The 24,429-nt window shown below is 62.0% G+C and carries 19 protein-coding genes and 1 tRNA gene; 12 read left to right on the forward strand and 8 right to left on the reverse strand.

What is annotated here, in order from left to right:
• Window positions 1-56: 56 nt before the first annotated feature.
• Both NKH16_RS05635 and NKH16_RS05640 read right to left on the reverse strand, forming a co-directional pair.
• Window positions 57-425, reverse strand: coding sequence for a four helix bundle protein (locus NKH16_RS05635; protein ID WP_352747930.1), 369 nt, complete (start codon window positions 423-425; stop codon window positions 57-59).
• A gap of 48 nt (window positions 426-473) precedes the next feature.
• The gene (locus tag NKH16_RS05640; RefSeq protein ID WP_352450926.1) at window positions 474-1,907 is read right to left on the reverse strand and encodes a glutamine synthetase family protein; all 1,434 of its coding nucleotides are present in this window, start codon (window positions 1,905-1,907) and stop codon (window positions 474-476) included.
• A 167-nt stretch (window positions 1,908-2,074) separates the two neighbouring features.
• Here NKH16_RS05640 and NKH16_RS05645 point away from each other — a divergent pair, with 167 nt between their 5' ends.
• Window positions 2,075-2,791, forward strand: coding sequence for an HAD family hydrolase (locus NKH16_RS05645; protein ID WP_352898623.1), 717 nt, complete (start codon window positions 2,075-2,077; stop codon window positions 2,789-2,791).
• A gap of 32 nt (window positions 2,792-2,823) precedes the next feature.
• On the opposite strand, the gene NKH16_RS05650 is transcribed toward NKH16_RS05645, so the two are convergent.
• A complete protein-coding gene (locus NKH16_RS05650) occupies window positions 2,824-3,213 on the reverse strand; it encodes an ANTAR domain-containing protein (protein WP_352457077.1) in 390 nt (129 codons plus the stop codon).
• A 431-nt stretch (window positions 3,214-3,644) separates the two neighbouring features.
• On the opposite strand from NKH16_RS05650, the gene NKH16_RS05655 reads away from it, so the two are divergent.
• A complete protein-coding gene (locus NKH16_RS05655; RefSeq protein ID WP_352898626.1) occupies window positions 3,645-4,106 on the forward strand; it encodes a RidA family protein in 462 nt (153 codons plus the stop codon).
• Between the two features lie 65 nt (window positions 4,107-4,171).
• On the opposite strand, the gene NKH16_RS05660 is transcribed toward NKH16_RS05655, so the two are convergent.
• On the reverse strand, window positions 4,172-4,414 hold the full coding sequence (locus NKH16_RS05660; protein WP_023719402.1) for an SMc00767 family acetate metabolism repressor: 243 nt from the start codon (window positions 4,412-4,414) through the stop codon (window positions 4,172-4,174).
• 78 nt (window positions 4,415-4,492) lie between these two features.
• Complete coding sequence (gene aceA, locus NKH16_RS05665) at window positions 4,493-5,782, reverse strand: isocitrate lyase (protein WP_352457079.1); 1,290 nt, start codon at window positions 5,780-5,782, stop codon at window positions 4,493-4,495.
• A gap of 238 nt (window positions 5,783-6,020) precedes the next feature.
• On the opposite strand from aceA, the gene NKH16_RS05670 reads away from it, so the two are divergent.
• The 7 genes from NKH16_RS05670 (at window position 6,021) to NKH16_RS05700 (ending at window position 14,160) form a co-directional block, all read left to right on the forward strand.
• Window positions 6,021-7,472 (forward strand): helix-turn-helix domain-containing protein, encoded by a 1,452-nt coding sequence (locus NKH16_RS05670; RefSeq protein ID WP_352898629.1) that lies wholly within the window; start codon window positions 6,021-6,023, stop codon window positions 7,470-7,472.
• Between the two features lie 193 nt (window positions 7,473-7,665).
• Window positions 7,666-8,568: a DUF2167 domain-containing protein gene (locus tag NKH16_RS05675; protein ID WP_352898632.1), complete on the forward strand. Its 903-nt coding sequence runs from the start codon at window positions 7,666-7,668 to the stop codon at window positions 8,566-8,568.
• A 182-nt stretch (window positions 8,569-8,750) separates the two neighbouring features.
• A complete protein-coding gene (locus NKH16_RS05680) occupies window positions 8,751-9,704 on the forward strand; it encodes a DMT family transporter (protein ID WP_352457081.1) in 954 nt (317 codons plus the stop codon).
• A 352-nt stretch (window positions 9,705-10,056) separates the two neighbouring features.
• Window positions 10,057-11,154 (forward strand): polyamine ABC transporter substrate-binding protein, encoded by a 1,098-nt coding sequence (locus NKH16_RS05685; RefSeq protein ID WP_352747941.1) that lies wholly within the window; start codon window positions 10,057-10,059, stop codon window positions 11,152-11,154.
• Between the two features lie 73 nt (window positions 11,155-11,227).
• Window positions 11,228-12,367 carry an ABC transporter ATP-binding protein gene (locus NKH16_RS05690; RefSeq protein ID WP_352683119.1) on the forward strand — a complete coding sequence of 380 codons (1,140 nt, stop codon included), beginning with the start codon at window positions 11,228-11,230 and terminating at the stop codon, window positions 12,365-12,367.
• A gap of 66 nt (window positions 12,368-12,433) precedes the next feature.
• Window positions 12,434-13,345, forward strand: a complete 912-nt coding sequence (locus NKH16_RS05695; protein ID WP_352898805.1) for an ABC transporter permease subunit — start codon at window positions 12,434-12,436, stop codon at window positions 13,343-13,345.
• Complete coding sequence (locus NKH16_RS05700; protein ID WP_352898636.1) at window positions 13,342-14,160, forward strand: ABC transporter permease; 819 nt, start codon at window positions 13,342-13,344, stop codon at window positions 14,158-14,160. The genes NKH16_RS05695 and NKH16_RS05700 overlap by 4 nt, the downstream gene beginning before the upstream one ends.
• Before the next feature lie 7 nt (window positions 14,161-14,167).
• Here NKH16_RS05700 and NKH16_RS05705 read toward each other — a convergent pair whose 3' ends face one another.
• Window positions 14,168-16,018 carry an AsmA family protein gene (locus NKH16_RS05705; RefSeq protein WP_352898638.1) on the reverse strand — a complete coding sequence of 617 codons (1,851 nt, stop codon included), beginning with the start codon at window positions 16,016-16,018 and terminating at the stop codon, window positions 14,168-14,170.
• Window positions 16,019-16,300: 282 nt separating this feature from the next.
• Between NKH16_RS05705 and NKH16_RS05710 the strand changes: the two genes are divergently transcribed.
• A complete protein-coding gene (locus NKH16_RS05710) occupies window positions 16,301-18,259 on the forward strand; it encodes an acetoacetate--CoA ligase (protein WP_352748054.1) in 1,959 nt (652 codons plus the stop codon).
• A gap of 283 nt (window positions 18,260-18,542) precedes the next feature.
• Here the strand turns inward: NKH16_RS05710 and NKH16_RS05715 are convergent, their stop codons facing one another.
• Window positions 18,543-22,289, reverse strand: coding sequence for a PAS domain S-box protein (locus NKH16_RS05715; RefSeq protein WP_352898641.1), 3,747 nt, complete (start codon window positions 22,287-22,289; stop codon window positions 18,543-18,545).
• Between the two features lie 253 nt (window positions 22,290-22,542).
• Between NKH16_RS05715 and NKH16_RS05720 the strand changes: the two genes are divergently transcribed.
• Window positions 22,543-23,001: a phasin gene (locus tag NKH16_RS05720; RefSeq protein WP_352450940.1), complete on the forward strand. Its 459-nt coding sequence runs from the start codon at window positions 22,543-22,545 to the stop codon at window positions 22,999-23,001.
• A 339-nt stretch (window positions 23,002-23,340) separates the two neighbouring features.
• Window positions 23,341-23,417: transfer RNA gene (locus NKH16_RS05725), tRNA-His, on the forward strand.
• 60 nt (window positions 23,418-23,477) lie between these two features.
• Here NKH16_RS05725 and NKH16_RS05730 read toward each other — a convergent pair.
• On the reverse strand, window positions 23,478-24,386 hold the full coding sequence (locus NKH16_RS05730) for a LysR family transcriptional regulator (protein ID WP_352450941.1): 909 nt from the start codon (window positions 24,384-24,386) through the stop codon (window positions 23,478-23,480).
• Window positions 24,387-24,429 lie beyond the last annotated feature (43 nt).

The following is a 24,429-nucleotide window of genomic DNA, read 5'->3' on the forward strand; positions in this document are numbered from 1 at the left end:
GTAGGGGAGTAGGGGAGTAGGGGAGTAGGGGAGTAGGGGAGTAGGGGAGTAGGGAGCTAGTCGGGTGACAGTTTGCGGATCAGGAGGCGAAGAAGCTTCCCAACGCTTTCGGTACTCGCCAACAATGAAGCCGCCGTCGCCTTCGGCGCGATGCAGGTACGCTCGGCGATCAGAAGCTGAGTTTCCAGTTCCTTCAATGATCCTTGAGCGATACGGAGAAATTGTTGATAGGAACCTCGGATCTCTCTGCCATATCCCTCCGCAATGTTCGATGGCACCGAGCTTGCAGCGCGCCGCACTTGGCTGGTGAGTCCATAAAGTTCTTCCTTGGGCCATGATTTCGTCGCGCCGTAAACGGCCACAGCAAGGTCCATTGCCTGCTGCCAGACTATCAAATCCTTGTAGGAACCCGTTTTCTCAGCCATTCGTCCCTACTCCCCTACTCCCCTACTCCCCTACTCCCCTACTCCCTACTACACATTCAGCAGCAAATACTCCCTCTCCCACGGGCTGATCACTTCCATGAAGGTCTCGAATTCCGCTCGCTTGATCGCCGCATAGGTGGCGGCAAATGACTTGCCGAGCAGGGCGCAGAGTTCCTCGTCGGCCTCGAACAGGTCGACGGCTTCGAGCAGGCTGCGCGGCAGGTCGATCTGGTCCTCGTTGGCGGTCGTCAGAACCGGCGGCTCGGCCTGGATCTTGTTGGTCATGCCGATCAGCCCGCAGGCGAGCGATGCCGCCATCGCCAGATAGGGGTTGGCGTCAGAGGAGGGAATGCGGTTTTCGACGCGCCGCGCCGCCGGGTCGGAGCGGGGCACGCGGAAGGCCGTGGTGCGGTTGTCGTAGCCCCATTTGTTGTTGACCGGCGCCGAGGCCGACTGCGTCAGCCGCCGGTAGGAATTGACGTAGGGCGCAAACATCACCAGCGCGTTCGGCACATGTTTCTGCATGCCGCCGATGAAATGGAAGAAGGCCTCGGTCTCCGAGCCGTCCTCTGCCGAAAAGACGTTCTTGCCGGTCTTCTTGTCGATGATCGACTGATGGATATGCATGGCCGAACCGGGCTGCCCCTGGATCGGCTTGGCCATGAATGTGGCGTAGATTTCGTGCTTGAGCGCCGCCTCGCGGATGGTGCGCTTGAACATGAACACCTGGTCGGCGAGTTCGATCGGATCGCCGTGACGCAGATTGATTTCGAGCTGGCCGGCGCCCTCCTCGTGGATCAGCGTGTCGATCTCCAGGCCCTGGCTTTCGGAGAAATGGTAGATGTCGTCGATCAGTTCGTCGAATTCGTTGACCCCGGCGATCGAATAGCCGGCACCGCCGCCGATCGGCCGTCCCGATCGACCTACCGGCGGGGTCAGCGGATAGTCCGGATCGGGGTTCTTGCGCACCAGGTAGAACTCGATCTCGGGTGCCACGACCGGCCTCAGCCCACGCTTGTCATAGGCGGCAAGCACGCGCTTCAGCACGTTGCGCGGCGTGAACTCGACCGAGCGGCCGTCCTGGTGGACGAGGTCGCAGATAACCGCCGCGGTAGGGTCCTCCTCCCACGGCACCACCGTCAGCGTCGAGAGGTCAGGCATCAGCTTGAGGTCGCCGTCGTCCTCCGGATAATGGAAGCCGTTGCCGTCCTCCGGATAGCCGCCGGAAATCGTTGTCATGAACACCGCCGAAGGCAGCGCCAGCGAGGTGTTGGAGGTGAACTTCTTCGACGGCATCATCTTGCCGCGCGCAACCCCGGCCTGGTCGGGTGTGATGCATTCGATATCTTCGATGCCGCGCCATTCCAGCCAGGCGCTGACTTCCTTCCAGTTCTTGACGCCACGTTGGTTTTTCACGAAGGCAGGCGTGCGGGCGCGTCCTCCGCGGCTCGACGGACGGACTTCCTTTTTTGCAGGCGGCATCAATCACCAGATTTGTTGCAGATTGTGGAGTATAGCCGTTGCCGACGACGAAAGGGAAGGGGAGCCGGCTGGCGTCCGCCTCGATAACCGGGGGAACACAACGACTTCCGGATAAAAGCCTCCTGGTCTAGGATCGGCCTCCCGCAACGCTGCAATTAATGGTCCCCATGCAACACAGCCGCAAACTGACGACGATCGGCTTCGACGCCGATGACACGCTGTGGCAGAACGAACAGTTCTTCCGCGTGACCGAGAAGCGCTTTGCCGCACTGCTCGCCGATCACGCCGAGGAGGACCGGATTTCAGCAAGATTGCTGGAGGCCGAGAAGCGCAACCTCGCGGTCTACGGCTTCGGCATCAAGGGGTTCACGCTGTCGATGATCGAGACGGCGATCGAGGTCACCAACGGCCAGGTGCGGGCCTCGACTATCGCCGAAATTCTCGCCGCGGGCCTCGAGATGCTCAGCCATCCGATCGAGCCGCTTCCGCATGCTCGCGAAACCGTGGAAAAGCTGGCCGGCGCCTACCACCTGGTGCTGATCACCAAGGGCGACCTGTTCGACCAGGAACGCAAGCTCGCGCAATCCGGGCTGGGCGAGCTGTTTGATGCCGTCGAGATCGTCAGCGACAAGAGCGCGGCCACCTATACCCGCATCTTCAGCCGCCACGGCGACGGCCCGGAAAAGGGCATGATGGTCGGCAACTCGCTCAAATCGGACGTCGTGCCGGCCATCGAAGCCGGCAGTTGGGGCATCCACGTTCCGCATGATCTGACCTGGGTGCTGGAACATGTCGAGCCGCCGGTCTCGGCACCACGCTTTCGCCAGATAGCCAATCTCGGTGAACTGCCGGGCTTGATCGAGCGTATCGGCGAGATTGATTGATCAGGTCGGCAGCCGAGGCATCACGGTAGGCGTCAATTGCGGCTAATTGCGATCAGCCGGTCGATCACCGGCTGCAGCCGTTCGGTGGTGATCGGCTTGACGACCACTGCATCGATGACGCTGGACAGGCCCAGGCTCGCCGGCGTGCCGGTCTTGACTGAAAGCAGGATCACCGACGGAAGCGATCTGCCTGACGCCCTTCGCAGTGCATCGATACCCGACAGCAAGGCGTCGCAGTCCCCATTCTCCGCACCGCCGTCGAGAACGACAGTCCCGGGAATCAGCGCGTGCAAGGCCTTTGCCGCGGTTTCGGGAGTTTCCGAGATCGGTTTGAGGCCGGACCGCTCCACGATTTTTGAAACCACGACGCGGTTGATCGGTGATTTTCCGACCACCAGCACCCGCGAGAAATCCGGGAGCATCCGCGTCTCCATGTCCCGGCTGACGAAAGGCAGCTGTTTTGCAGTCTCGATATCGCGATTCGCTGGGCACATGGCGGGGCAGGCCGTTGTTCAATGTTTCAATGCAGGGTTGAAACTCGAGAGATAATTGGCGTGAGATAACTGCTCATGTCAAGCTCAAATGGCGTATCAGGAGAATATCTCAAGAAACATTAAAATTAAAATTAAGTGCTTTTCTTTGCCGCCGCCCGAAGAAGAAGTTGCCACCACAACCGGGCAGGGCTCAGCTAAGTTTGGCTTTGCAGCGCGAACGCACCAACTCGCAGCCGTAGCCGGGTTGACGTAAGGTTGGACGAAGGCGAGTCAGGCCTGTCGCGAGCTTGTCGTATCGCCTCGCCGGACTACCCTTCCTCGTTGGCTAAGCACGTCTCTTTGACCGACGGGAGATGACGATGGAATTCGTGACTCACAAGAAATTCAAAAATGGCCGGTTGATGCCATGGGGAAAGGGTACGGCCGTTACCGGCGCAAAGGGGTTTGTCTACCTTTCCGGAAACACGGCGACGGCCGAGGACTACGATCCGATCGGCAAAAGCGGCGGCGGCGCGGTCGGCGGTGCGGCCGCGCAGTGGCGCGCAATTCTCACCAACATCAAATCAGATCTGGAAGAGCTTGGCAGTGCGCTCGAGCATCTCATCAGGCTGACCTTCTTTGTTAAGGGGCCATTTCCCGATGGCGGCGTTCTGAGCTCTCCCAATTTTCGCCTGGACGTCTTGGACGAATTCTTTGCCGAGCACTGCCCGAAGCACTGCAGCTACAACAACCCGCCGCCCTCGGAAGTTATCGGCGTTGCAGCACTTGCGCAGCCTGATCTTGTCATTGAAATCGTTGCACTAGCGGCTCTGCCGGACTAGGCAGAGCCGCGGCGTGCGGGGTGCGATAACATGCGCTCAAAAAAGGCGCGGTGCGGTAGAATTCATCAGTCGTGGCTACGCTGCGTGACGATGACCGGGATCAGCAGATCTCCCCAGTTGCCGTCGCCGCCATGGTGTCGTGCCGAGCGCACCAGCTCGACCGAGACGCCGGCCTCGACCGCCTTCATCACCGACTGATTGAGCCTGTGCAGATCGTTCGCCAGCATTCGGATGGTCGCCTGCTGGTCGACGTTCATGCTGGTGGCCTGCTCTTCGGCCCGTTCCTTGACGCGGCTTATCGAAGCCATTGGTCTTCTCCCTGTGTTGCCATGACTGTTGTGTTGCCATGCCCGTTTGGGCGTTCCCTCTGTTTGTCTGCTACCCCGCTATTCCGCCGCCGGCCTGAACTGGGCGTGCTCGGTCGATCCACGCATGGCCGTGGTCGAAGACTGGCCACCGGTGATCGCCATTGAGACGGCGTCGAAATAGCCGGTGCCGACCTCGCGCTGGTGCTTGGTGGCGGTGTAGCCATTGGCTTCCGCGGCGAATTCCGCCTCCTGCAGTTCCGAATAGGCTGCCATCTGCCGCTCCTTGTAGCCGCGGGCGAGCTCGAACATGCCGAAATTGAGCTGGTGGAAACCGGCCAGCGTAATGAACTGGAACTTGTAACCCATGGCGCCGAGTTCCTTCTGGAAGTTCGCAATCGTCGCGTCATCGAGATTCTTCTTCCAGTTGAAAGACGGCGAGCAATTATAGGCAAGCAGCTTGCCTGGATGATGCTTGCGCACGCCCTCGGCAAACGTCCTGGCCTGCGCCAGATCGGGCTTGGAAGTCTCACACCAGATCAGGTCCGCATAGGGCGCATAGGCGACGGCGCGGGCGATACAGGGCTCGATGCCGTTGCTGACATGGTAGAAGCCCTCCGCGGTGCGGCCGGCGCCATAATCGACGAAGGGCCGGTCGCGTTCGTCGATGTCGGAGGTCAAGAGCTTTGCCGCTTCAGCGTCGGTGCGCGCCACGACCAGCGTCGGCGTGCCCATGACGTCGGCGGCAAGCCGCGCCGCGTTGAGGTTGCGGATGTGCGCGGCGGTCGGGATCAGTACCTTGCCGCCGAGATGGCCGCATTTCTTCTCCGAAGCCAGCTGGTCCTCGTAATGGACGCCGGCCGCACCCGCCTCGATGAACGCCTTCATGATTTCGAAGGCGTTGAGCGGCCCGCCGAAGCCGGCTTCCGCGTCGGCGACGATCGGCGCGAACCAGGTGTCGACCGACAGCCCGTTGCCTTCCGAAGTCTCGATCTGGTCGGCGCGCTGTAAGGTGCGGTTTATGCGCTTGACCAGTTCGGGCGCGGCATTTGCGGGATAAAGCGACTGGTCCGGGTACATGGCGGAAGCGGTGTTGGCATCGGCGGCGACCTGCCATCCTGACAGATAGATCGCTTTCAGCCCGGCCCGCACCTGCTGCATCGCCTGGTTGCCCGACATGGCACCCAGCGCGTTGACGAAATCCTCTTCATGGATGAGCTGCCACAGCCGGTTTGCCCCCATTTCGGCGAGACTCTGCCGGATCTGCGCCGAGCCGCGCAGCCGCTTCACGTCGTCCGGCGAATAGGGCCTTTCGATGCCATCAAAGCGGCCTTGCGGCGCCGACGGGACGAGGTTGTAAAAGTCGGTCATTGATCACTCCAGGCGGTTTTGATGCCGGTTTAGGAAGGCGTCGTAGAGGGAAAATATGTGCGCCATATGTGTGACACCATTTACACGTCGGCACGACGCAAGCGAGGTAAACCTCCTGATCAGCCATAAAATAAGGGAAAACCTGTGTTGTGTTTGACTGATGAGAGCTGTAAATCTGTCATGATTGTAAAGACAGCCATGCCATCGGCGGATGTAAATTTCTGTCAAGGAAACTCGATTGGCCGACCACAAAATCTTTGCCGGGCCGCGCATTCGTCGCATCCGCAACGCCAAGGGGCTGACCCAGACGGCGATGGCCGAAGGGCTCGGCATCTCGCCGTCCTATCTCAATCTCATCGAGCGCAACCAGCGGCCGCTGACGGTGCAACTGATCCTGAGGCTGGCAACCGTCTACAAGGTCGACCCACATGAATTGCAGGGCGAGGCGAGGGGGTCGGTCGCCGATTTGAAGGAAGTGTTTTCAGATCCGCTGCTGGCCGGCGAACTGCCGGGCGACCAGGAACTCATCGAGCTTGCCGAGGCGGCGCCAAACGCTTCCGCCGCTGTCATAAAGCTGTTTCGCGCCTATCGCGAGCAGGCCGAGCGATTGTCAGATATCAACGAGCTGCTCGCGCGTGAGGGCAAGGCCACCGCCCTCTCCGGTGCCAGGCTGCCGATCGACGAGGTGCATGAGATTTTCGAACGCCGGCCGAACCATTTTGCCGCGCTCGAAGAGGAAGCCGAGGCATTCACGTCGGTGCTCGATCCCGGCGACGATCTGTTCAGTGCGTTGAAGGCTTGGCTGCGGCGTGAATTCGGCATCGTCGTCAAGGTACTGCCGGTCGCCACCATGCCCAACTGGCGGCGTCGCTATGACCGTCACTCGCAGCGCCTGTTCCTGTCCGAGCGGCTGTCGCCATTCGATCAACTGCGCGAGGTGGCGATGGAGGCCTGCCTGATCCGCATGAGCGTCGCTGTCGCTGCCGAGATCCAGGTGCTGAAGCTGACCACGGACGAAGCCCGCCGGCTGGCGCGTTTCGAGCTCGGCCGCTATGCCGCGCACGCTCTGATGATGCCCTATCAGCCTTTTCACGCAGCTGCGGTCCGCACCCGCTACGATATAGACATGTTGCGGTCGCGCTTCGGCGTTTCCTTCGAGCAGGCGGCGAACCGGCTGGCCACGCTGCAGCGGCCGGGTGCGTCAGGTGTGCCGTTCTTTATGCTCGAGGTCGACAGTGCCGGCAATCGGTTCCGCAAGGCGGGCAGCCACGGCTTTCCGCAAAGCCGCTTCGGCGGCGGCTGTCCGAAGCTGCCGGTCCATGCCGCCTTCGCCCAGCCCGGCCAGATCCTGGTCGAGGCAGTGGAAATGCCCGACGGTGCGGCGTTCCTCTGCATGGCCCGCACGCTCGAAGGGCCGCAGGGCTCGTTTGCCGAGCGCCCGCGGCGCACGGCGCTGTTGCTCGGCTGCGACATCGGTTTTCGCGACGAGGTCGTCTATGGAGCGGCATTGCCGGGGCCGGCCGCCATCGGCAAGACCGGACAGAGCGCCGCCGTGCCGGCGACGCCGGTCGGCCCTGCCTGCCGGCTGTGCGAACGCATCGGCTGCCTCGCCCGCGCCGAGCCACCCGTTACACGTCCGCTCGGCCTCGACGAGATGGTCACGGGACTGTCGGCGTTCGATTTCCAGTGATTCGGCTCCAGCAATATTGCGGCTGAATCTTCGACCAAAGGACCTCATCTGTTCCTGCGGCGGCAACCAGTAAGCTGGTTCGCGGTTGCCGGCCAAAATATTGGTTCAGCCAAAATATTGATTCAGCCGAATATTGATTCAGCATTGACGGTACGGTATCAAAAAAAAGAACTGCGCAACGGTCGGGGGATCAATGATGGGCAGGACAGTTTTTTGGCTTGGCTTGGCGCTCGCGTTTTCCGCCGATCCCGCATTGGCTGAAAAGTCCTCGGATTTCTTCAATTCCTATCAACACTATAACGATGCCGGCAAGGCGTTCCTGGACAAGATCGATCCGAAGACCGGCGCGATAAATCTTGCCGAAGGCATCCATCTCGACCTCAAGGACAAGTTCTATTTTCTGGACAAGAAGGACACGCTCTCCGTCCTCACCGAAGCCTGGGGCAATCCGCCCGACTCTGGTTCCGATGCCCTCGGCATGATCTTTCCAGTCTCCCATGATCCCATTGCCGACAACAATTGGGGGATAGAGCTGCGCTGGGAAAAGATCGGTTACGTCGACGACAGCGACGCCGCGTCCATTGATTACAATGAACTGCTGCGCAACATGCAGTCAGACACTCTGTCCGGCAACGATCAGAGGGTAAAGGATGGCTATGCGCCCATTACGCTGATCGGCTGGGCGTCGCCGCCGGTTTATGACGCGGCCCACAAGCGCCTGCACTGGGCCAAGGAGCTGCAATTTGGCAACGATGCCGCCCATACGCTCAACTACGACGTCCGTTTCCTTGGCAGGGAGGGCGTCTTCGTGATGAGCTATATCGCGACGGTGGAACAATTGCCGGAGATAAGGCAAAGCCTGGATGAAGTGCTTGGTCTCGCGGACTTCAATACCGGCAAGACATACGCCGATCTCGTGCCGGGCGTCGATACGGTTGCGGCGATTGGCGTCGGTGGCCTGATTGCCGGCAAGCTGGCGGCGAAAGCAGGTTTTCTGCTCGTGGCGCTGATCGCGCTGAAAAAGTTTGGCCTGCTCCTGCTGATTCCGCTGGCCGGTCTCTGGCGTTTTATCCGCGGCAACAAGAGCACCTCGTAACGCATCATCGACAGGTCGCCTCGGATCATCGCCGGGCGAGGGGCGAGGCGCCCTCATCAGTGCGCCAAACGGAACATCGAACTGGATCACGCCCGGCCTTCTGCTTTGCGTTACGCGAATTAGGCACGTCTCTGTCGTCCATTGCACATCGTGCTGCTCCGAATTCGCCGACAGTCGTACCCATGACCGATACCGCATCATCTCCGGTTGCCGCTTCGCCAATCGTGTCGCCGCAAGGGGAACGCGTCGGTTTCCTGCTGGTATTCCTGTCGGCGTTGATGTGGAGCTTCGGCGGCAGCATTGCGCGCTTCATCGACAACGCCGACAGCTGGACGGTGGTGTTCTGGCGCTCGGTCTGGGCCGCCGCCTTCCTGCTCTGCTTCATGGTCTGGCGCGACGGCTGGCGTGGCACGCTGAAGCTGTTTCGCGGCATGGGCCTGGCCGGCCTTGCGGTGGCGTTCTGCTTCGCCACGGCGTCGACCTCTTTCGTCGTGGCGCTTGCCTATACCACCGTCGCCAACATCCTGTTGATGCAGGCCGGCGTGCCGCTTCTGGCGGCGCTGTTTGCCTGGGCGCTGTTTCGCGAACGGGTGGCCGTGACGACCTGGGTGGCGATCGCCGCCGTCATTGCCGGCGTCGCCATCATGGTGTCGGAATCGCTCGATGGCGCGGTGTCGCCGATCGGCGACGGGCTGGCGCTGCTCATCGCTGTCATGTTCTCGATCGCCACCGTCATCACGCGCCGCTTTGCCCATGTGCGCATGACGCCGGCGACCTGCCTCGGCACGATGCTGGCGGCCGCCTTTGCGGCATCGCAGGCGTCGGCGCTGGGCGTCTCCAGCCACGATATGGGCTTCCTCTTTGCCTTTGGCGTGATCAATCTGGGACTCGGTCTCGCCTTCTTCGCCACCGGAGCCCGGCTTGTTCCGGCCGCCGTCGCGGCGCTGCTCGGCACGTTCGAACCGATCCTTGGCCCGATCTGGGTCTGGCTCATCCATTCCGAGGTGCCGTCGGCGCGCACCATCGTCGGCGGTGCGGTCGTGGTCACCACGCTGCTCGTCCATATCGGGCTCGAGTTCAAGCGTCAGACGCGGCCCGCGCGAGCGGGCGTCACCGGTGTGCCGTCACCTAATTGATGCAGTGCGCGCGTCAAATTGAGATGAACCATTGACAACGTCGCAGCCGCGCGGGCAGGTTGCGATCACGGCAACAACAAGACAGGCGTATCTTGCCAAGTCTCCATGCCGGCCGCATCGAGGCCGGACAATATCGTCGTCTCCCTGCCCGCGCCGTAGCGAAAGCTTCCGACGCCGCCGGAACACCACCAACGCCACGCCAGGTCTTCGCTGTCGGCTCGCCGCCGAACGATAATGGCGCCGGCAATTCGCGCTTGTCGCCTGCCTGCAAGCCCAATACCTTGAAGCAAATGCCCAGCCGCGCGGACGCCGCGACGAGCTGGCGACGGAACACTCATCAAAGGAGAATAGCATGACCCGCAAAGCGCTCTGGCTTTCGGCGACTTCGGCGTTTCTGGCAGTTTTCACCTTGGGCGCGCATGCCGAGGATCGCGTCATCAACGTCTTCAACTGGTCGGACTATATCGACAGTTCGATCATCGACGACTTCACCAAGGAAACCGGCATCAAGGTCGTCTACGACACTTTCGATTCCAACGAGATCCTGGAAACGAAACTGCTCGCCGGCGGCAGCGGCTACGATGTCGTCGTGCCCAGCGGCAATTTCCTTGCACGCCAGATCCAGGCGGGTGTGTTCCAGAAGCTCGACAAGTCGAAACTGCCGAATATTTCAAATATGTGGGACACGGTCATGGAACGGACCGCCAAATATGATCCCGGCAACGAATATTCGATCAACTACATGTGGGGTACGGTTGGCATCGGCTACAACATCAAGAAGGTGCAGGCAGCGCTCGGCACCGACAAGATCGACAGCTGGGACGTGTTCTTCAATCCCGAAAGCCTGGCCAAATTGAAGGACTGCGGCGTCTATGTGCTGGATTCGCCGGCCGACATCATACCGGCGGCACTGAAATATCTGGGCCTCGATCCAAACAGCACGTCGCCCGATGAGATTGCCAAGGCCGAAGAAACCTTGCTGAAGGTCCGGCCCTATATCCGCAAGTTCCACTCTTCCGAATACATCAACGCCCTGGCCAATGGCGACATCTGCCTGGCGGTCGGCTGGTCGGGTGACGTCTTCCAGGCCCGCAACCGCGCCGACGAAGCCAAGCAGGGCGTCGAGATCGGCTACTCCGTGCCGAAGGAAGGTGCCCAGATGTGGTTCGACCAGATGGCGATCCCGGCCGATGCGCCGCATGTCGCCGAAGCGCATGAGTTCCTGAACTACATGATGAAACCCGAAGTGATCGCCAAATCGTCGAACTATGTGCTCTATGCCAACGGCAACAAGGCTTCGCAGCAGTTCATCGACAAGGCGATCCTGGAAGATCCGGCGATCTATCCGGATGCAGCCACCTTGCAGAAGCTCTACACCGTATCGCCTTACGATCCCAAGACCCAGCGCATCATCACCCGCACCTGGACCAAGATCGTCACCGGCCAATAGCAATCTGACCAGGCCCCGGCAGCCGTTGCCGGGGCCGCTTTCTCATGGGGCAAGCAGCAGGACGGAGTGGGACATGAAATCGCTTGGCAGCATCCGCAGGGATTTTGCGCCATGGAACGATCCGAACGCCAAGCCATACATCCAGTTCGACAACGTCACCAAGAAATTCGGTGAGTTCACAGCGGTCAACAACCTGTCGCTGACCATTTTCGAACGCGAATTCTTTGCCTTGCTCGGGGCCTCAGGCTGCGGGAAATCGACACTGCTCAGGATGCTTGCCGGCTTCGAGGAGCCGACCGCCGGCCGCATCCTGCTCGACGGCCAGGATCTGCGCGGCATTCCGCCCTACCGGCGGCCGGTCAACATGATGTTCCAGTCCTACGCCTTGTTTCCGCACATGACGGTCGAGAACAACATCGCCTTCGGCCTCAAGCAGGAAGGCATGGCCAAGGCCGATATCGACAAGCGCGTCGCCGAGATGCTGAAACTGGTCAAGCTCGAGCAGTTCGCCAAGCGCAAACCGCACCAATTGTCGGGTGGCCAGCGCCAGCGCGTCGCGCTCGCGCGCTCGGTGGCCAAGCGGCCGAAAGTCCTGCTGCTCGACGAGCCGCTTGGTGCGCTGGACAAGAAGCTGCGCGAGGAAACCCAGTTCGAGCTGATGGACCTGCAGCAGAACCTCGGCCTCACCTTCGTCGTCGTCACCCATGATCAGGAAGAGGCGATGACGATGGCCGACCGCATCGCCATCATCGACAAGGGCGAGGTGATGCAGGTGGCGACGCCGGCCGAGGTCTACGAGGCGCCGGGTTCCCGCTTCGTCGCCGGCTTCGTCGGCAATGTGAATATGTTCGACGGCAAGATCGCGGCTGGCGAGGCCGGCAGCGCGAGCATCGATGCCGGCAACGGCATCACCATCCGGACCGAAAATGCCAGCAGTGCCGCCGCCGGAACATCCGTCACCTTCGCCATCAGGCCGGAGAAGATCAAGGTGTCCTCCACGAAACCGGCCGGTGCCGTCAACGCCATCGAGGGCGAGGTCTACGACATAGCCTATCTCGGCGACATGACCGTCTATCACGTCAGGCTGGACGACGGTCAGGTGGTGCGGGCGAGCACCATGAACGCGGCACGCCTCACCGAGGACCCATTGACCTGGAACGACCGCGCCTGGGTTTCTTTCCGCCCCGACGCCGGCGTCGTCCTGACACGGTAGGGACTGATCATGTCCGCTGTCACCGCCGCAACAAGCTCTCCGGCAAGCGCTGCCGGCAAATCCGCCTTGGTCAGGCTGGGAGCGGCCTTGGTTGGCCGTCTCGTCATCATAATCCCCTATCTCTGGCTGCTGTTCTTTTTTCTTGTCCCGTTCATCATCGTCTTCAAGATTTCGCTATCGCAGACAGCGATTGCCATGCCGCCCTACATGCCGGTGCTTGATTTCCGCAGCGGCATTTCCGGGTTTATTTCGGAATTCGGCGCACTGAATTTCGACAACTATACCTGGCTGACGCAGGACGCGCTGTATTTCAATGCCTATGTGACGAGCGTCATCGTCGCCGCCATCTCGACGGTCCTGACATTGCTGATCGGCTATCCCATAGCCTATGGCATGGCGCGCGCCCCAGCGACGATTCGCCCGACCTTGCTGATGCTGGTGATCCTGCCGTTCTGGACCTCGTTCCTGATCCGTGTCTACGCCTGGATCGGCATCCTTAAGCCCGAGGGCCTGCTCAACCAGCTGCTGCTCGCCACCGGCATCATCAGCCAACCGCTGATCATCCTCAACACCTATACGGCGATCTTCATCGGCATCGTCTACTCCTATCTGCCGTTCATGGTGCTGCCGCTCTATTCGTCCTTGGAGAAGATGGACCATTCTCTGATCGAGGCCGCCAAGGATCTCGGCTGTCCGCCGACCAGCGCCTTTTGGAAGATCACCTTCCCCCTGTCGCTGCCCGGCGTCATCGCTGGCTGCCTGCTGGTGTTCATTCCCGCCGTCGGCGAGTTCGTCATTCCCGACCTGCTCGGCGGCTCGCAGACGCTGATGATCGGCAGAACGCTATGGAACGAGTTCTTCGCCAACCGTGACTGGCCGGTGTCGTCCGCGGTTGCCGTCATCTTGCTGCTGCTGCTGATCGTGCCGATCATGCTCTTCCAGCGAGCCCAGGCGCGCGCCCAGGAGCAGGACCAATGAACGCGACCTGGAGCCGCTTCAACATCACATCGATCGTGCTCGGCTTTGCCTTTCTTTACCTGCCGATCGTCCTGCTCGTCGTGTTCTCTTTCAACGAGTCGAAGCTGGTCACCGTCTGGGGCGGCTTCTCGACGAAATGGTACGTGTCGCTGTTCCACAACCGGGGTCTGATGGACGCGACCTGGGTGACGGCCCGCGTCGGCCTCATCTCGGCCACGGTGGCGACCGTGCTCGGCACGCTGGCGGCGCTCACCTTGACACGCTACACGCGCTTTCGCGGCCGGCTGCTGTTTTCCGGCATGGTGTTTGCGCCGCTGGTCATGCCGGAAGTCATCACCGGCCTGTCGCTGCTGCTGCTCTTCGTCGCCGTCGGCCTTGACCGCGGCTTTCTGACGGTGACGCTTGCCCACACCACGCTAACCATGTGCTTCGTTGCGGTGGTGGTTCAGTCGCGCCTGATCACTTTTGATCGTTCGCTGGAAGAGGCCGCGATGGACCTCGGTGCGCCACCGGTGAAGACCTTCTTCCAGATCACGCTGCCGGTTATCATGCCGGCTATCGTCTCCGGCTGGATGCTGGCCTTCACGCTGTCGCTCGATGATTTGGTTATTGCCAGCTTCACCTCGGGACCCGGCGCCACGACGCTGCCGATGAAGATCTACAGCCAGGTCCGCCTTGGCGTGACGCCGGAAATCAACGCAGCGTGCACCATCCTGATCGCGGTCGTCGCAGTTGGCGTGATCATCGCTTCGCTCGCAAACAAACGCCGCGAGGTGCAGCGCCAGCGCGACGAGCGGGCGGCGCAGCGAGGTTGAAGGCTCGCTACTCTCCCGAAACGCCGCGGCTTATCGGCGAGATGAACGGCGTGCTCCACGTGCCGCCGACGAAGAACGACGACTGCTTGGGCGCCTGGCCGTTCGTCTGCGTGGCAGCCTGGCTCGGCTGGACGATGCCGCCGGACAGCGCCAGCCCGCGTCCGGCATAGGATGCGATGCCGGAAAGCCAGATCTTGTATTGCGCGGAATTCACCTCGGCCTTGTCGATACGCGCCACGCCGTTCGAAACGCTCGCCTTGAGTTCGGCCCCGTCGATCGGCAGCGTTCCGTCCGAGACGTCGTCCAGCGCGAAGAATCCGCCCTGTTCGGTGTGCTTAAGGAACGCCGGCAGGTTAAGCCGGCTCAGCGCACCCGCGCCGAACGTCGCGGACAGCGAGCCATTGGCGTTTTCGAAAATCGAGTCCCAGGTTCTGCCAGGCCCTTTGAGGATGACCGAAACGGTTCCAGTGCCGATCGGCACTAGCCGCGTCATCCCGGCCGCGGTGCCGAAAGCGCCGCCGTCGATATCGGAAGCAAGCAGCCGGATCTCGACTTCCGTGCCGGCGGGCTTGCGGTCGAAACGGACGCTGCTCTGGACGTTGCCGCCAAAGGCGGATGCATCCGAGATGTCGAAGACGGCAAGGCCGTTCTTGACCTGGGCAGTGGCAGCGACGTCGGCAAGCTGGATGGCGCCGGCGGTGGCATGCGCCGCCGACAGCCTGAGATCGAGATTGATCCGGTCGGCAAAGCTTGTGTCGATTTCGCCCGGGCCGGCGCCGCCGGCGGATGGCACCGGCGTAAAGGCGGAGAGAAACGATCTGAGGTCGAGCGTATCGAAGGCAAGTGTGCCGGAGATCACCGGCAGTGCCTCACCATAGGTGAAGTCCAGCGCACCCATTCCCGGGTTGTTGTCGAGGGTCAGGGCCGTGTTTTCAAATTTGACGCGCCCGGCCGTCGCCGTGATCTTGCTTGAAACCGAGATCGAGCCGATTGCGGCACCGGGCGCGATGCCGGCCTGCGACCATTCGAGCACGCGTCGCAGCGAAGGTGCGGCGAATTTTGCCTGGCCGTCGAAATAGCCGTTCTCCGACATGCTGGCGCGGCCGTCGAACGAAAAACTGGCCGGTGCCGCCTTGAAGGAAAATGTGGCCGGTGCTGTGCCGCCACCAAACAGCACGAGCGGGCTCGGCGATGCGGCGTCGATGACAACACTTTCGCCGCGCCATATCCCGGTCGCCGACAGCGTCGCATTGCTGTTCATCGCGGCCCAGTTCGCCTGGCCGCTCAGGCTGCTCAATATCTCCTGGTCCTTGCCGCCGATGGCAGCCACTACGCGGCCGTCCCTGAACTCGACTGTGCCGAACGGATCTGTCGGCAGCTTGCCGAGATCCGGCTTGGCGGGATTTGTGTTGATCACCGCGCGGGCAGCATCGATCGAACGCGTAATGCGCCCGCCACTGGGAATCGCAGGCAGGAAAAACCCGCTCGCGGTACGCTGAACCCGGATCGTCGGTCGTACCAGCCGCGCCGTCGAAAACACCACATCGCCACGCAGCGCCGCCATCGCTGAGAGGTCGACCTCGACCCGTTCGGCCTCGACCACGGGCGGCGCATCCGTCTCTGTCCATTGCGACAGCGTCACGTCGCTCAGGATCGCCCGGAAATTCGGCCAGACCTCGATACGCGGCGCGCCGTCGATGGTGACCCGGAAACCGCTCCACGCGCTCATTTCCCACGCGATACGGTCGCGTACGATGCGGGTCGAGGCGATCAACGGCAAGGCTGCGACAACCAGCGCGATGACGATGACGGCTGCGCCGATCGCCCATATTCCGCGTCGGATCAAAGGTGATGGCATATCGCCCCGTATGCTTCCATTCCGACAAAATCGCCCGACGGGTGTAACCGACGGCTGACGCATTTCAAGTCTTTATGGCCCGGCGATGGCATTTGCGCATACCCTGACCGGCGCGGTCCAACAAAATCTTGCTCTGCTGCATCGCGATATGCATAAGCGATGCCAATGCATGTCGCCCAAAAGTGCGCAGCGGTTTGGGATAAACGACATGCATAAAGACAAAAGTTTAAAGCGCGTCGCGTGAATCTCTTCAAACGTGACGTGCTTTAAGGAGGAACAATGATGGCTGACGACGCACCGCTCTGGATCCCGACGCAAGAGCAGATCGATGCGGCGCCGATGACCGCCTTCATGAACGCCGCGGCGAACATGGCCGGCGAGGCTTTCTCCTCCTATACCGACCTGCATCGCTGGTCGATCGATCACCGCGAGACCTTCTGGAGCCTGGTCTGGGACTTTTGTGGCATCGTCGGCGACAAGGGCGAACGCGTGCTGGTCGATGGCGACAAGATGCCCGGCGCGACCTTCTTCCCTGATGCGAAGCTGAACTTCGCCGAGAATCTCCTGAAGAAACCCGGGCTTGGCGACGCAATCGTCTTTCGCGGCGAGGACAAGGTCGAGCGGCGGCTGTCCTGGAACGAGCTGCATGCGCTGACCTCGCGCCTGCAGCAGCTTTTCCTGTCGCTCAAGGTGAAGAAGGGCGACCGCATCGCCGCGATGATGCCCAACATGCCGGAGACGGTTGCTGCAATGCTGGCGGCCGCCTCGATCGGCGCCGTCTGGTCGTCCTGCTCCCCAGATTTCGGCGAGCAGGGAGTTCTCGACCGGTTCGGCCAGATCGAGCCTGTCGTGTTCATCGCGCCGGACGGCTACTGGTACAATGGCAAGGCGATCGAAGTCGCCGACAAGATCGCGGCCGTGGCGGGCAAGCTCGCCACCGTCCGCAAAGTCCTCATTGTCGACTATCTCGGCACCTCGCTCGACGTCGCCGCGACCATCGGCAAGGCGGCTGCGCTGGAAGAGGCGCTGTCACCCTTTGCCGCAAGGCCTGTCGCCTACGAAAGGCTGCCGTTTTCGCATCCGCTGTATATCCTGTTTTCATCGGGCACGACCGGCATTCCCAAATGCATTGTCCATTCGGCCGGCGGAACGCTGATCCAGCACGTCAAGGAAGAACGGCTGCATGCCGGCCTGCTCGACGGCGACCGCTTCTTCTACTTCACCACCTGCGGCTGGATGATGTGGAACTGGCTGGTGTCGGGCCTGGCATCGGGCGCCACCTTGCTGCTCTACGACGGCTCGCCGTTCTACCCGGACGGCAATGCGCTGTTCGACTTCGCCGATGCCGAAAAGATGACCTATTTCGGCACCTCGGCCAAATTCATCGATTCCGTGCGCAAGGCCGGCCTGAAGCCGATCCGCACGCATGATCTTTCCAGCGTGCGCACCATCTCATCGACCGGCTCGCCGCTATCGCCGGAAGATTTCCGCTTCGTCTATGAAGGCATCAAGAAGGACGTGCATCTGGCTTCGATTTCCGGCGGCACCGATATCGTCTCCTGCTTCGTGCTCGGCGTGCCGATCGAACCGGTATGGACCGGCGAGATTCAAGGGCCCGGGCTCGGCCTTGCCGTCGATGTCTGGGCCGATGACGGCCGCCCGCTCCGCCAGGAGAAGGGCGAGCTCGTCTGCACCAAGGCGTTTCCGGCAATGCCGATCGGCTTCTGGAACGACCCTAACGGCAGGAAATACAAAGCCGCCTATTTCGAACGTTTCGACGATGTCTGGTGCCACGGCGATTTCGCCGAATGGACCGTCCATGGCGGCCTGATCATCCATGGCCGTTCCGACGCCACGCTCAATCCGGGCGGTGTCAGGATCGGCACGGCGGAGATCTACAATCAGGTCGAGCAGATGCCGGAAATCCTCGAAGCGCTGTGCATCGGCCAGGATTTCGACAATGACGTGCGTGTCGTGCTGTTCGTGCGGCTGGCGGCCGGCGTTGAGCTCGATGCCGAGCTGGAAAAACGCATCCGCGCGAAAATCCGCACCGGGGCGAGCCCGCGCCACGTGCCGGCCAAGATCGTCGCCGTCAGCGATATTCCGCGAACCAAATCGGGCAAGATCACCGAGCTCGCGGTACGCGACATGGTGCACGGCCGCGCCATCAAGAACAAGGAAGCGCTCGCCAATCCCGAAGCGCTCGAGCTGTTCCGCAATCTGCCGCAGCTTGCCGACTGACCACGGGATCCAAGGTGGGAGCCGTTTTGAGGTCTCAGGTATCGTTAACAAATTATCTCTTCGGAATTTACCTAGATTTCATGAGTGGTACACATTGGTAAATTTTCCGGCGTGCCGGTAAGGATTTGTTAAGGCCCGGCATCAATAGTCGTGCGTAACTTGAGGGAGAAATCCCGTTCCTCTTAGCCCCGAGAGGATCTGATTCGCTCAAGCCCCGTTGTGACAGCAATTCCAATTTCTCAAGGCGTCCTGTTGGACGCCTTTTTTCTTTGCGCAACCATAGCTAACCGGCGAGCACGCGGGTCGAGGGAAAGGCGACTTCGACAAGGGTTCCCTCGCCGGGCGTCGAGTTGATGGTGAACCGGGCCCGGTTCGCTTCGACCATCGCCTTGGTCAGCGGCAGCCCAAGACCCGTGCCGTCGCCACGGCCGCGCTTCAGCGCATTGATCTGCTTGAACGGCTTCAGCGCCTGCTCGATCTCGGACTGGCTCATGCCGATGCCGGTATCGCGAACGCGCATGACGACATCGCCGGAGATCTCGTAAGCCGTCGACACGATCACCTGGCCGCCGGCCTGCGTGTAGCGGACGGCGTTCGACAGGATGTTGAGCGCGATCTGCCGCACGCTGCGCAGATCGGCCACCACTTCCGGCAGCCGCGAGGCGAAGCTGGAGCGGATGATGACGCGTTCCCGGTTGGCTTGCGGCTGCATCATCGCCACGGTTTCGGCCAGCGTGTCGTTAAGCGACACCGCCTCATAGGCCATCTCCTGCTGGCCGGCCTCGATTTTCGAAATGTCGAGCAGGTCGTTGACCAGATCGAGCACGTGGTTGCCCGAACGGTTGATGTCGCGCAGATAGTCGCGATAGCGGTCATTGGCCACCGGCCCGAATTTCTCGTCGACCATCAGCTCGGAAAAGCCGATTATGGCGTTGAGCGGCGTGCGGATCTCGTGGCTGATGCGAGCCAGAAAATCGGTCTTCTGCGACGAGGCGCGTTCGGCGACCGCCCGCGCCTGGGTCAAGTCCTCTTCGGCCCGCTTCCACTGGGTGATATCGCGCACCACCGCACAGAAGCCGCTGTCGTTGGGCAGCCTGCCGATGGTCATGAACAGCGGAATGAAACGCCCCTGCGCCTCGCGCCCGATCACCTCGCGGCCATCGTTCATCACGCTTGCAACGCCGGGCTCCGACAACCCCTCGAGATAGTCACGCGCCGCGCGCTGGCTTTCGATCGCAAACAGCGAGACGAACGGTTTGCCGGTCACCTCGTCGCTGTCGAAGCCGAACAGCGCTTCCGCCGGACGGCTAATTGAACGGATCGTTCCGTTACGGCCGATCAGCACGACGCCGTCGGTGGCGGTGTCGATGATAGTGCGCATTTCGGCAATGCGTGCCTTGAGCTCGGAAACATCCGGCTGCGTTTGGTCTTCGGCGGCGCCATGTGGAATGGCTGCTGCCTCGTCGTCGCCGGAACGACGTACGACCAGCATCAGCGCCTTGCCGTTTCCCCAGGGTACGGAGCGTAAAATCGCATCGATCGGAAACTCCTGACCGTCGCGCGTTTTCAGCCGCAGAGCGCGGTCGCCGCCGTCCGAACTGCCGTCGTCGGCATAATGGTCGGCAAACAGCGCGCCGAGCCCGCCGGCCTCGTCCAGGGCATTGAGCGTCGCATAGCCGGTCAAGCCGAGGAATTCGTCGTTCGCGTAGTGCAGTTGATCGCCGGAATGGATAAGCACCGGCACTGGCAGCTTGCCCAGGATCGAGGTATCCGGCCCCTTGTTGTCCTCTCCGGCAAACGCCGACGGCACGAAGCCGTCGAGCTTGAGCGGTGGTGCCTGCGGCCGCTCGACGGGCGGCACCTGGCCGGCAGCGTCGGCTGCGGCTGCGCTGTCCTCGGACCAATCCTCGCTGTCCTCGGCGTCACGGAAATCTTCGGCCGTCATGCTATCGTCGTCGCCATCCCGCGGCGCTTCGGCGACGATCGTTCGACGGTTCGTGCTGGGCTCAACGCCTTCCCGCGCTTCATCGCTGGGTTCGCGGTCGGCATAGTCGAGCAGCGATCCGGAAACAGGGCGTGTGACGGGTTCGCCGGCTTGCGCCTCTGCTACCGCCTCATCCGGCTGCTCGCCGTCGAGCCGGGCAAGATCCTTCTGGTCTTCGGTATCGGCCTCGGGCGGTTCGGCGGCAGCCGCCCCGCTTTCCGGACCTGGTTCCGGCATCTCACCCTTGTCCGCCAGCCCGGCTTCTTTCAGCTTTGGCTCGTCGGCCTTGCCGGCTGCCTCGACTTTCTCAACCGGCTTCTGCTTTCCGGCGCTGGGCTGTTCTTCGGCCGGGGTGCTGTCCTTCTTGAGACGCTCGCCAATCTCGCGAAACGCGCTGCGTTCCAGCGTCGACAGGCCCTTGTCGTTGGCCGGCTGCCGGTGCTCGGCCAGCCGGATCACCTTGTCGGCAAAGCGCCGCTCGGGTTTTGGCACGATGGTCAATGCCGGCACTTCGCCCCTGAACGGATCGGCGGATTTAGGTGTCTCGGGGAGAGGTTCGACGGCTTTCGGCCCGATGGTCGCGGCAGGTTTCTCCTCGGCGACAAGGGCCATGCCGACGGCATCCGGATCGACCACCGCATCGCCGCTCCTGGCCACGCCGAAACCGCGAAAACCTTCGAAAACGCGGCTGCGGCTGTAAACCGGGAGCGCCGCCAGATCGACGGGTATCTTCAGATCGGTGCCGGCGACCGGCCACAGCACGGAGCGGCCGGACCAGGTGTCGCGCCGTTCGAGCAGGCCGGCAATCTCGCCAGAAGCATCGAGGCCATAGGCGGCCGAAACGTCCTCGAAGCGGCGGCCGATCACGTCGGCGGCAGGCTTGCCGACGAGCTCGGCAAATTCCGGCGAAAGGGCGCTGAAATGGCCCTCCGCGTCGGTACGCCAGACGAAACGCATGGGCGCGGCGGTGCGATCGATCGCCGAAGCGCTGTGTTCGGCCGGCGAGGCGGCTTTGGTGGCCTTTGCGGCGCTTTCCGGCGAAGTATCCGCGCCGGCCTGCGAAGCGTCCGGGCTGGTCTCGAATTTGCCGGACGCAGCTGCCCCGGGCGGGACCTGCGCGTCGTCGCCGGCATTGAAGTACCAATGGTCATGCTGCGTCGGCGTTTCGCCAACCGTGCGGTGATCGTCGGCCGCGTCGGCAGGTTCGTGCTCCGCCGATGCCGAGGTGCCTTGCATCGCTGCAAGGTCGATCTCCGCCGCGCCGGTGCTGGCGATCAGCTGCTCGTTGTCCTGGTCCGTTGGCTGGGGAAGATCGCCACCGCTCGGTGCCGCTGCCGCCTCGGTTTCCCCGCCGGCGCGCTCGCCATCGGGGGCCTCGCCGTCAAGCCGGTCCTCGTCGATCACCACCAGCAGGTGCCGCTCGTCCGTCAGCCGGGCAAGGCCCGCGGGATAGGAGCTGGACCCACCCGGAACCAGGCGCTTGACGATGCGGTCGCTCTCGTTCGCCACGTCGGCGACAAGCGCGGCCAGCGTCTCAGGCCGGATGCCGAGCGCCGAAAAGCCGTCCGATGCGGCGTCGATATTGCCCTTGGCATCGACAAAGGCGATGTAGTGGCCGTCTTCCGTAAAGCCACCGATGGCGCGGTCGGCGATCTCGGCGGCGCTGCGCGAGCCGGTCTGCGCGGCCGGCAGCGCCAGCATGATTGCTTCCTCGCCATCGGGCATGGTCACCGCGCTGGCCAGGAAGCCGACGGCGCGGCTGGTCAGGCCGGTCGCCAGCCGGACCGTGATGGCACGGTCGCGGCCGATCTGCGGAAAACCGCTGGTTGCCATGATCTGGCGCCGGGCGATCAGCGGCAACCCTGCCGAGGCGCCGATGATAGCGCCGATGTCCGGATAGCCGAATACCGCCGCGCCGGGCCCGTTGGCCCAGATCACCTGCTCGAGATCTGCCGACAGAATGGCGATCGCGTCGCCTGCGGCGAAGCGCAGGCGGACGGCGTCGAGCACGGCGACGTCAAGGAAGGAGTAGTTTTCAGCCGGCATGCGCTTGGCGACCCTCACAGAGCGGGCAATTTGCGGTTAACGCTTTGTTAATAAAAGCCGACGGCGCGAAGGTCCACAAGTCATAGCGTGCAACCAGCGGAATCTCTAGGCGCGTGGTTAACGCCGCGAACCAAATATTTTATGGTGCGATGCAACAAACATGTTGCAATGCACAAAATTTGCCTTTATATTGCCATGATAGATGAACGAGACGGCATTTTGTCAAAGCCGCTGCCGCTGAAAAGGATGGAAAATGTCCAGGACCAAGACCGCTGAAACGATCGAAAACGTTGAGTTCCCGAGCTTCGACGCTTCGAAGGCCACCGACCAGATCCGTGCCTTCGCCGAAAAGGGCGTTGAGCAGTCGAAAGAGGCCTATGCCAAGCTGAAGACCGGCGCCGAGGAGACCCAGAAGGCTCTGGAGTCGACCTACGAGACCGCCAAGACCGTTTCCAGCGACCTGTCGCTCAAGACCATTGCCGCCCTGCGCGCCAATGCCGAAGCCGGCTTCGCGCATTTCGAAGCGCTGATCGGCGCCAAGTCGCTGTCGGAAGTCGTCGAGTTGCAGACCGCTTTCCTGCGCAAGCGCGTCGAAATGACCGTCGAGCAGGCTAAGGACTTCCAGGCGGTTGCTGCCAAGGCGGCCGAGGACGTATCCAAGCCGATCAAGACCGCCTTCGAGAAGGCCGTGAAAGAAATCAAGATCGCCTAATATTTGCGCACAGTTTGACGATGCATCAAAAGGTCGCATTTCGTCAGACAAATAGATGTGCGATATAGTGGTTTAAGTGAATACCCGGCGGGTGGAACCTCCTCCCTCTGCTCACCGGGATGACCAGCCAGCACCTCCTCCCGCTGGCTCGTAACAGGAAAAGGCCGGCACCTCCTCCCGCCGGCCTTTTCTTTTGTCCGGCGGAAAATGACTCGATGCCGGAGCGAGCTTTTGCCTTGCCAAAAGCCTTGAATTAAACTCCGATAGCCCGTATGGACGCATCGCCGAACGACAGAGCGGGTCCCGAACGTTTCATCTCGATCCCGCTCAGGCAAACGTGCCGTTGTAGCTCAGATGGTTAGAGCGCCGGATTGTGGATCCGGAGGTCGCTGGTTCGATCCCAGCCAACGGTACCATTCAGCTTTCAGCCAGGCTTCTGACCAATAGCGCAAGCGATCTCTACGATCCGGTTGCGGTTACCTGCGATCCCGCGCCTGGCGCGTGGCGCGCAGGTGGTCCACGAGGGCCCTCAGCTTCGGCGCGATATTCCGTCTGCTGGGGAAATAAAGATAGAAACCCGCAAACGGCGGAAAATAGCCGTCGAGGATTGGCACGAGCTCGCCGCGGTCGAGCCAGGGGCGGAATGTATCGGCCATGCCGAACGTGATCCCGGCGCCTGCAACGGCCAGCCGGATCATCAGCCACATGTCGTTGGTAGTGATCTCGGGCGCAACCGCCACGTCGAACTCGCGCCCGTCCTCGCCGAACTCCCACCGATAGGGCGAAACTCCCGGCGCCGGCCGCCAGCCGATACAGCGATGAGCCACAAGCTCGCGCGGATGGGCGGGTGCTCCGAACTTTTCGAGATAGCGCGGGGCGCAGACGGCCACCTGCCGCTGATCGCCCGATACCGGCACGGCAATCATGTCCTGCTCGATCACTTCGCCGAGCCTCACTCCCGCATCATAGCCTTCGGCAACGATGTCGAATTCCTCGTCGGTGACCACAATATCCAGATGCACCTCGGGAAACCTTTCTGCAAAGGACGCCAGCAACGGTCCTGACAGAAAGGCCTCTGCGATCGACGAAACCGCGATCCGCAGGCGGCCGCGCGGGCGGTCCAGCAACTCCGTGGTGGCTTCGATTGCCGCGTTCACGTCGGCGATCGCCGGTGCGACGCTCGCCAGCAGGCGCTCGCCCGCTTCGGTCAGGTTGACGCTGCGTGTCGTGCGCTGCAGCAATGCGATGCCAAGGCGCTGTTCAAGCCTGAGGATGCTCTGGCTGACCGCCGAGCGCGTCACGCCCAGCCGGCCTGCCGCAGCACGAAAATTGCGTTCCTCGGCCACCGCGACGAAGACGGCAATTGCATTGAGATCGATATCCATTGGTTAGTCAAACTTACCATCGAGGTTAACGGCGGGCGGGTTA

Origin of the sequence: Mesorhizobium sp. M1307, from assembly GCF_040318155.1 — a bacterium.
GTDB lineage: Bacteria > Pseudomonadota > Alphaproteobacteria > Rhizobiales > Rhizobiaceae > Mesorhizobium.

Bases quoted from the DNA above. Each gene is read 5' to 3' on its own strand.
- NKH16_RS05650 (WP_352457077.1), bottom strand. From the start codon at position 3,213: ATGCTCCCGGATTTCTCGCGGGTGCTGGTGGTCGGAAAATCACCGATC.
- NKH16_RS05690 (WP_352683119.1), top strand. From the start codon at position 11,228: ATGAAATCGCTTGGCAGCATCCGCAGGGATTTTGCGCCATGGAACGAT.
- NKH16_RS05675 (WP_352898632.1), top strand. From the start codon at position 7,666: ATGATGGGCAGGACAGTTTTTTGGCTTGGCTTGGCGCTCGCGTTTTCC.
- NKH16_RS05710 (WP_352748054.1), top strand. From the start codon at position 16,301: ATGGCTGACGACGCACCGCTCTGGATCCCGACGCAAGAGCAGATCGAT.
- NKH16_RS05635 (WP_352747930.1), bottom strand. From the start codon at position 425: ATGGCTGAGAAAACGGGTTCCTACAAGGATTTGATAGTCTGGCAGCAG.
- aceA (WP_352457079.1), bottom strand. From the start codon at position 5,782: ATGACCGACTTTTACAACCTCGTCCCGTCGGCGCCGCAAGGCCGCTTT.
- NKH16_RS05700 (WP_352898636.1), top strand. From the start codon at position 13,342: ATGAACGCGACCTGGAGCCGCTTCAACATCACATCGATCGTGCTCGGC.
- NKH16_RS05685 (WP_352747941.1), top strand. From the start codon at position 10,057: ATGACCCGCAAAGCGCTCTGGCTTTCGGCGACTTCGGCGTTTCTGGCA.
- NKH16_RS05715 (WP_352898641.1), bottom strand. From the start codon at position 22,289: ATGCCGGCTGAAAACTACTCCTTCCTTGACGTCGCCGTGCTCGACGCC.
- NKH16_RS05660 (WP_023719402.1), bottom strand. From the start codon at position 4,414: ATGGCTTCGATAAGCCGCGTCAAGGAACGGGCCGAAGAGCAGGCCACC.
- NKH16_RS05655 (WP_352898626.1), top strand. From the start codon at position 3,645: ATGGAATTCGTGACTCACAAGAAATTCAAAAATGGCCGGTTGATGCCA.
- NKH16_RS05705 (WP_352898638.1), bottom strand. From the start codon at position 16,018: ATGCCATCACCTTTGATCCGACGCGGAATATGGGCGATCGGCGCAGCC.
- NKH16_RS05645 (WP_352898623.1), top strand. From the start codon at position 2,075: ATGCAACACAGCCGCAAACTGACGACGATCGGCTTCGACGCCGATGAC.
- NKH16_RS05720 (WP_352450940.1), top strand. From the start codon at position 22,543: ATGTCCAGGACCAAGACCGCTGAAACGATCGAAAACGTTGAGTTCCCG.
- NKH16_RS05730 (WP_352450941.1), bottom strand. From the start codon at position 24,386: ATGGATATCGATCTCAATGCAATTGCCGTCTTCGTCGCGGTGGCCGAG.
- NKH16_RS05680 (WP_352457081.1), top strand. From the start codon at position 8,751: ATGACCGATACCGCATCATCTCCGGTTGCCGCTTCGCCAATCGTGTCG.
- NKH16_RS05640 (WP_352450926.1), bottom strand. From the start codon at position 1,907: ATGCCGCCTGCAAAAAAGGAAGTCCGTCCGTCGAGCCGCGGAGGACGC.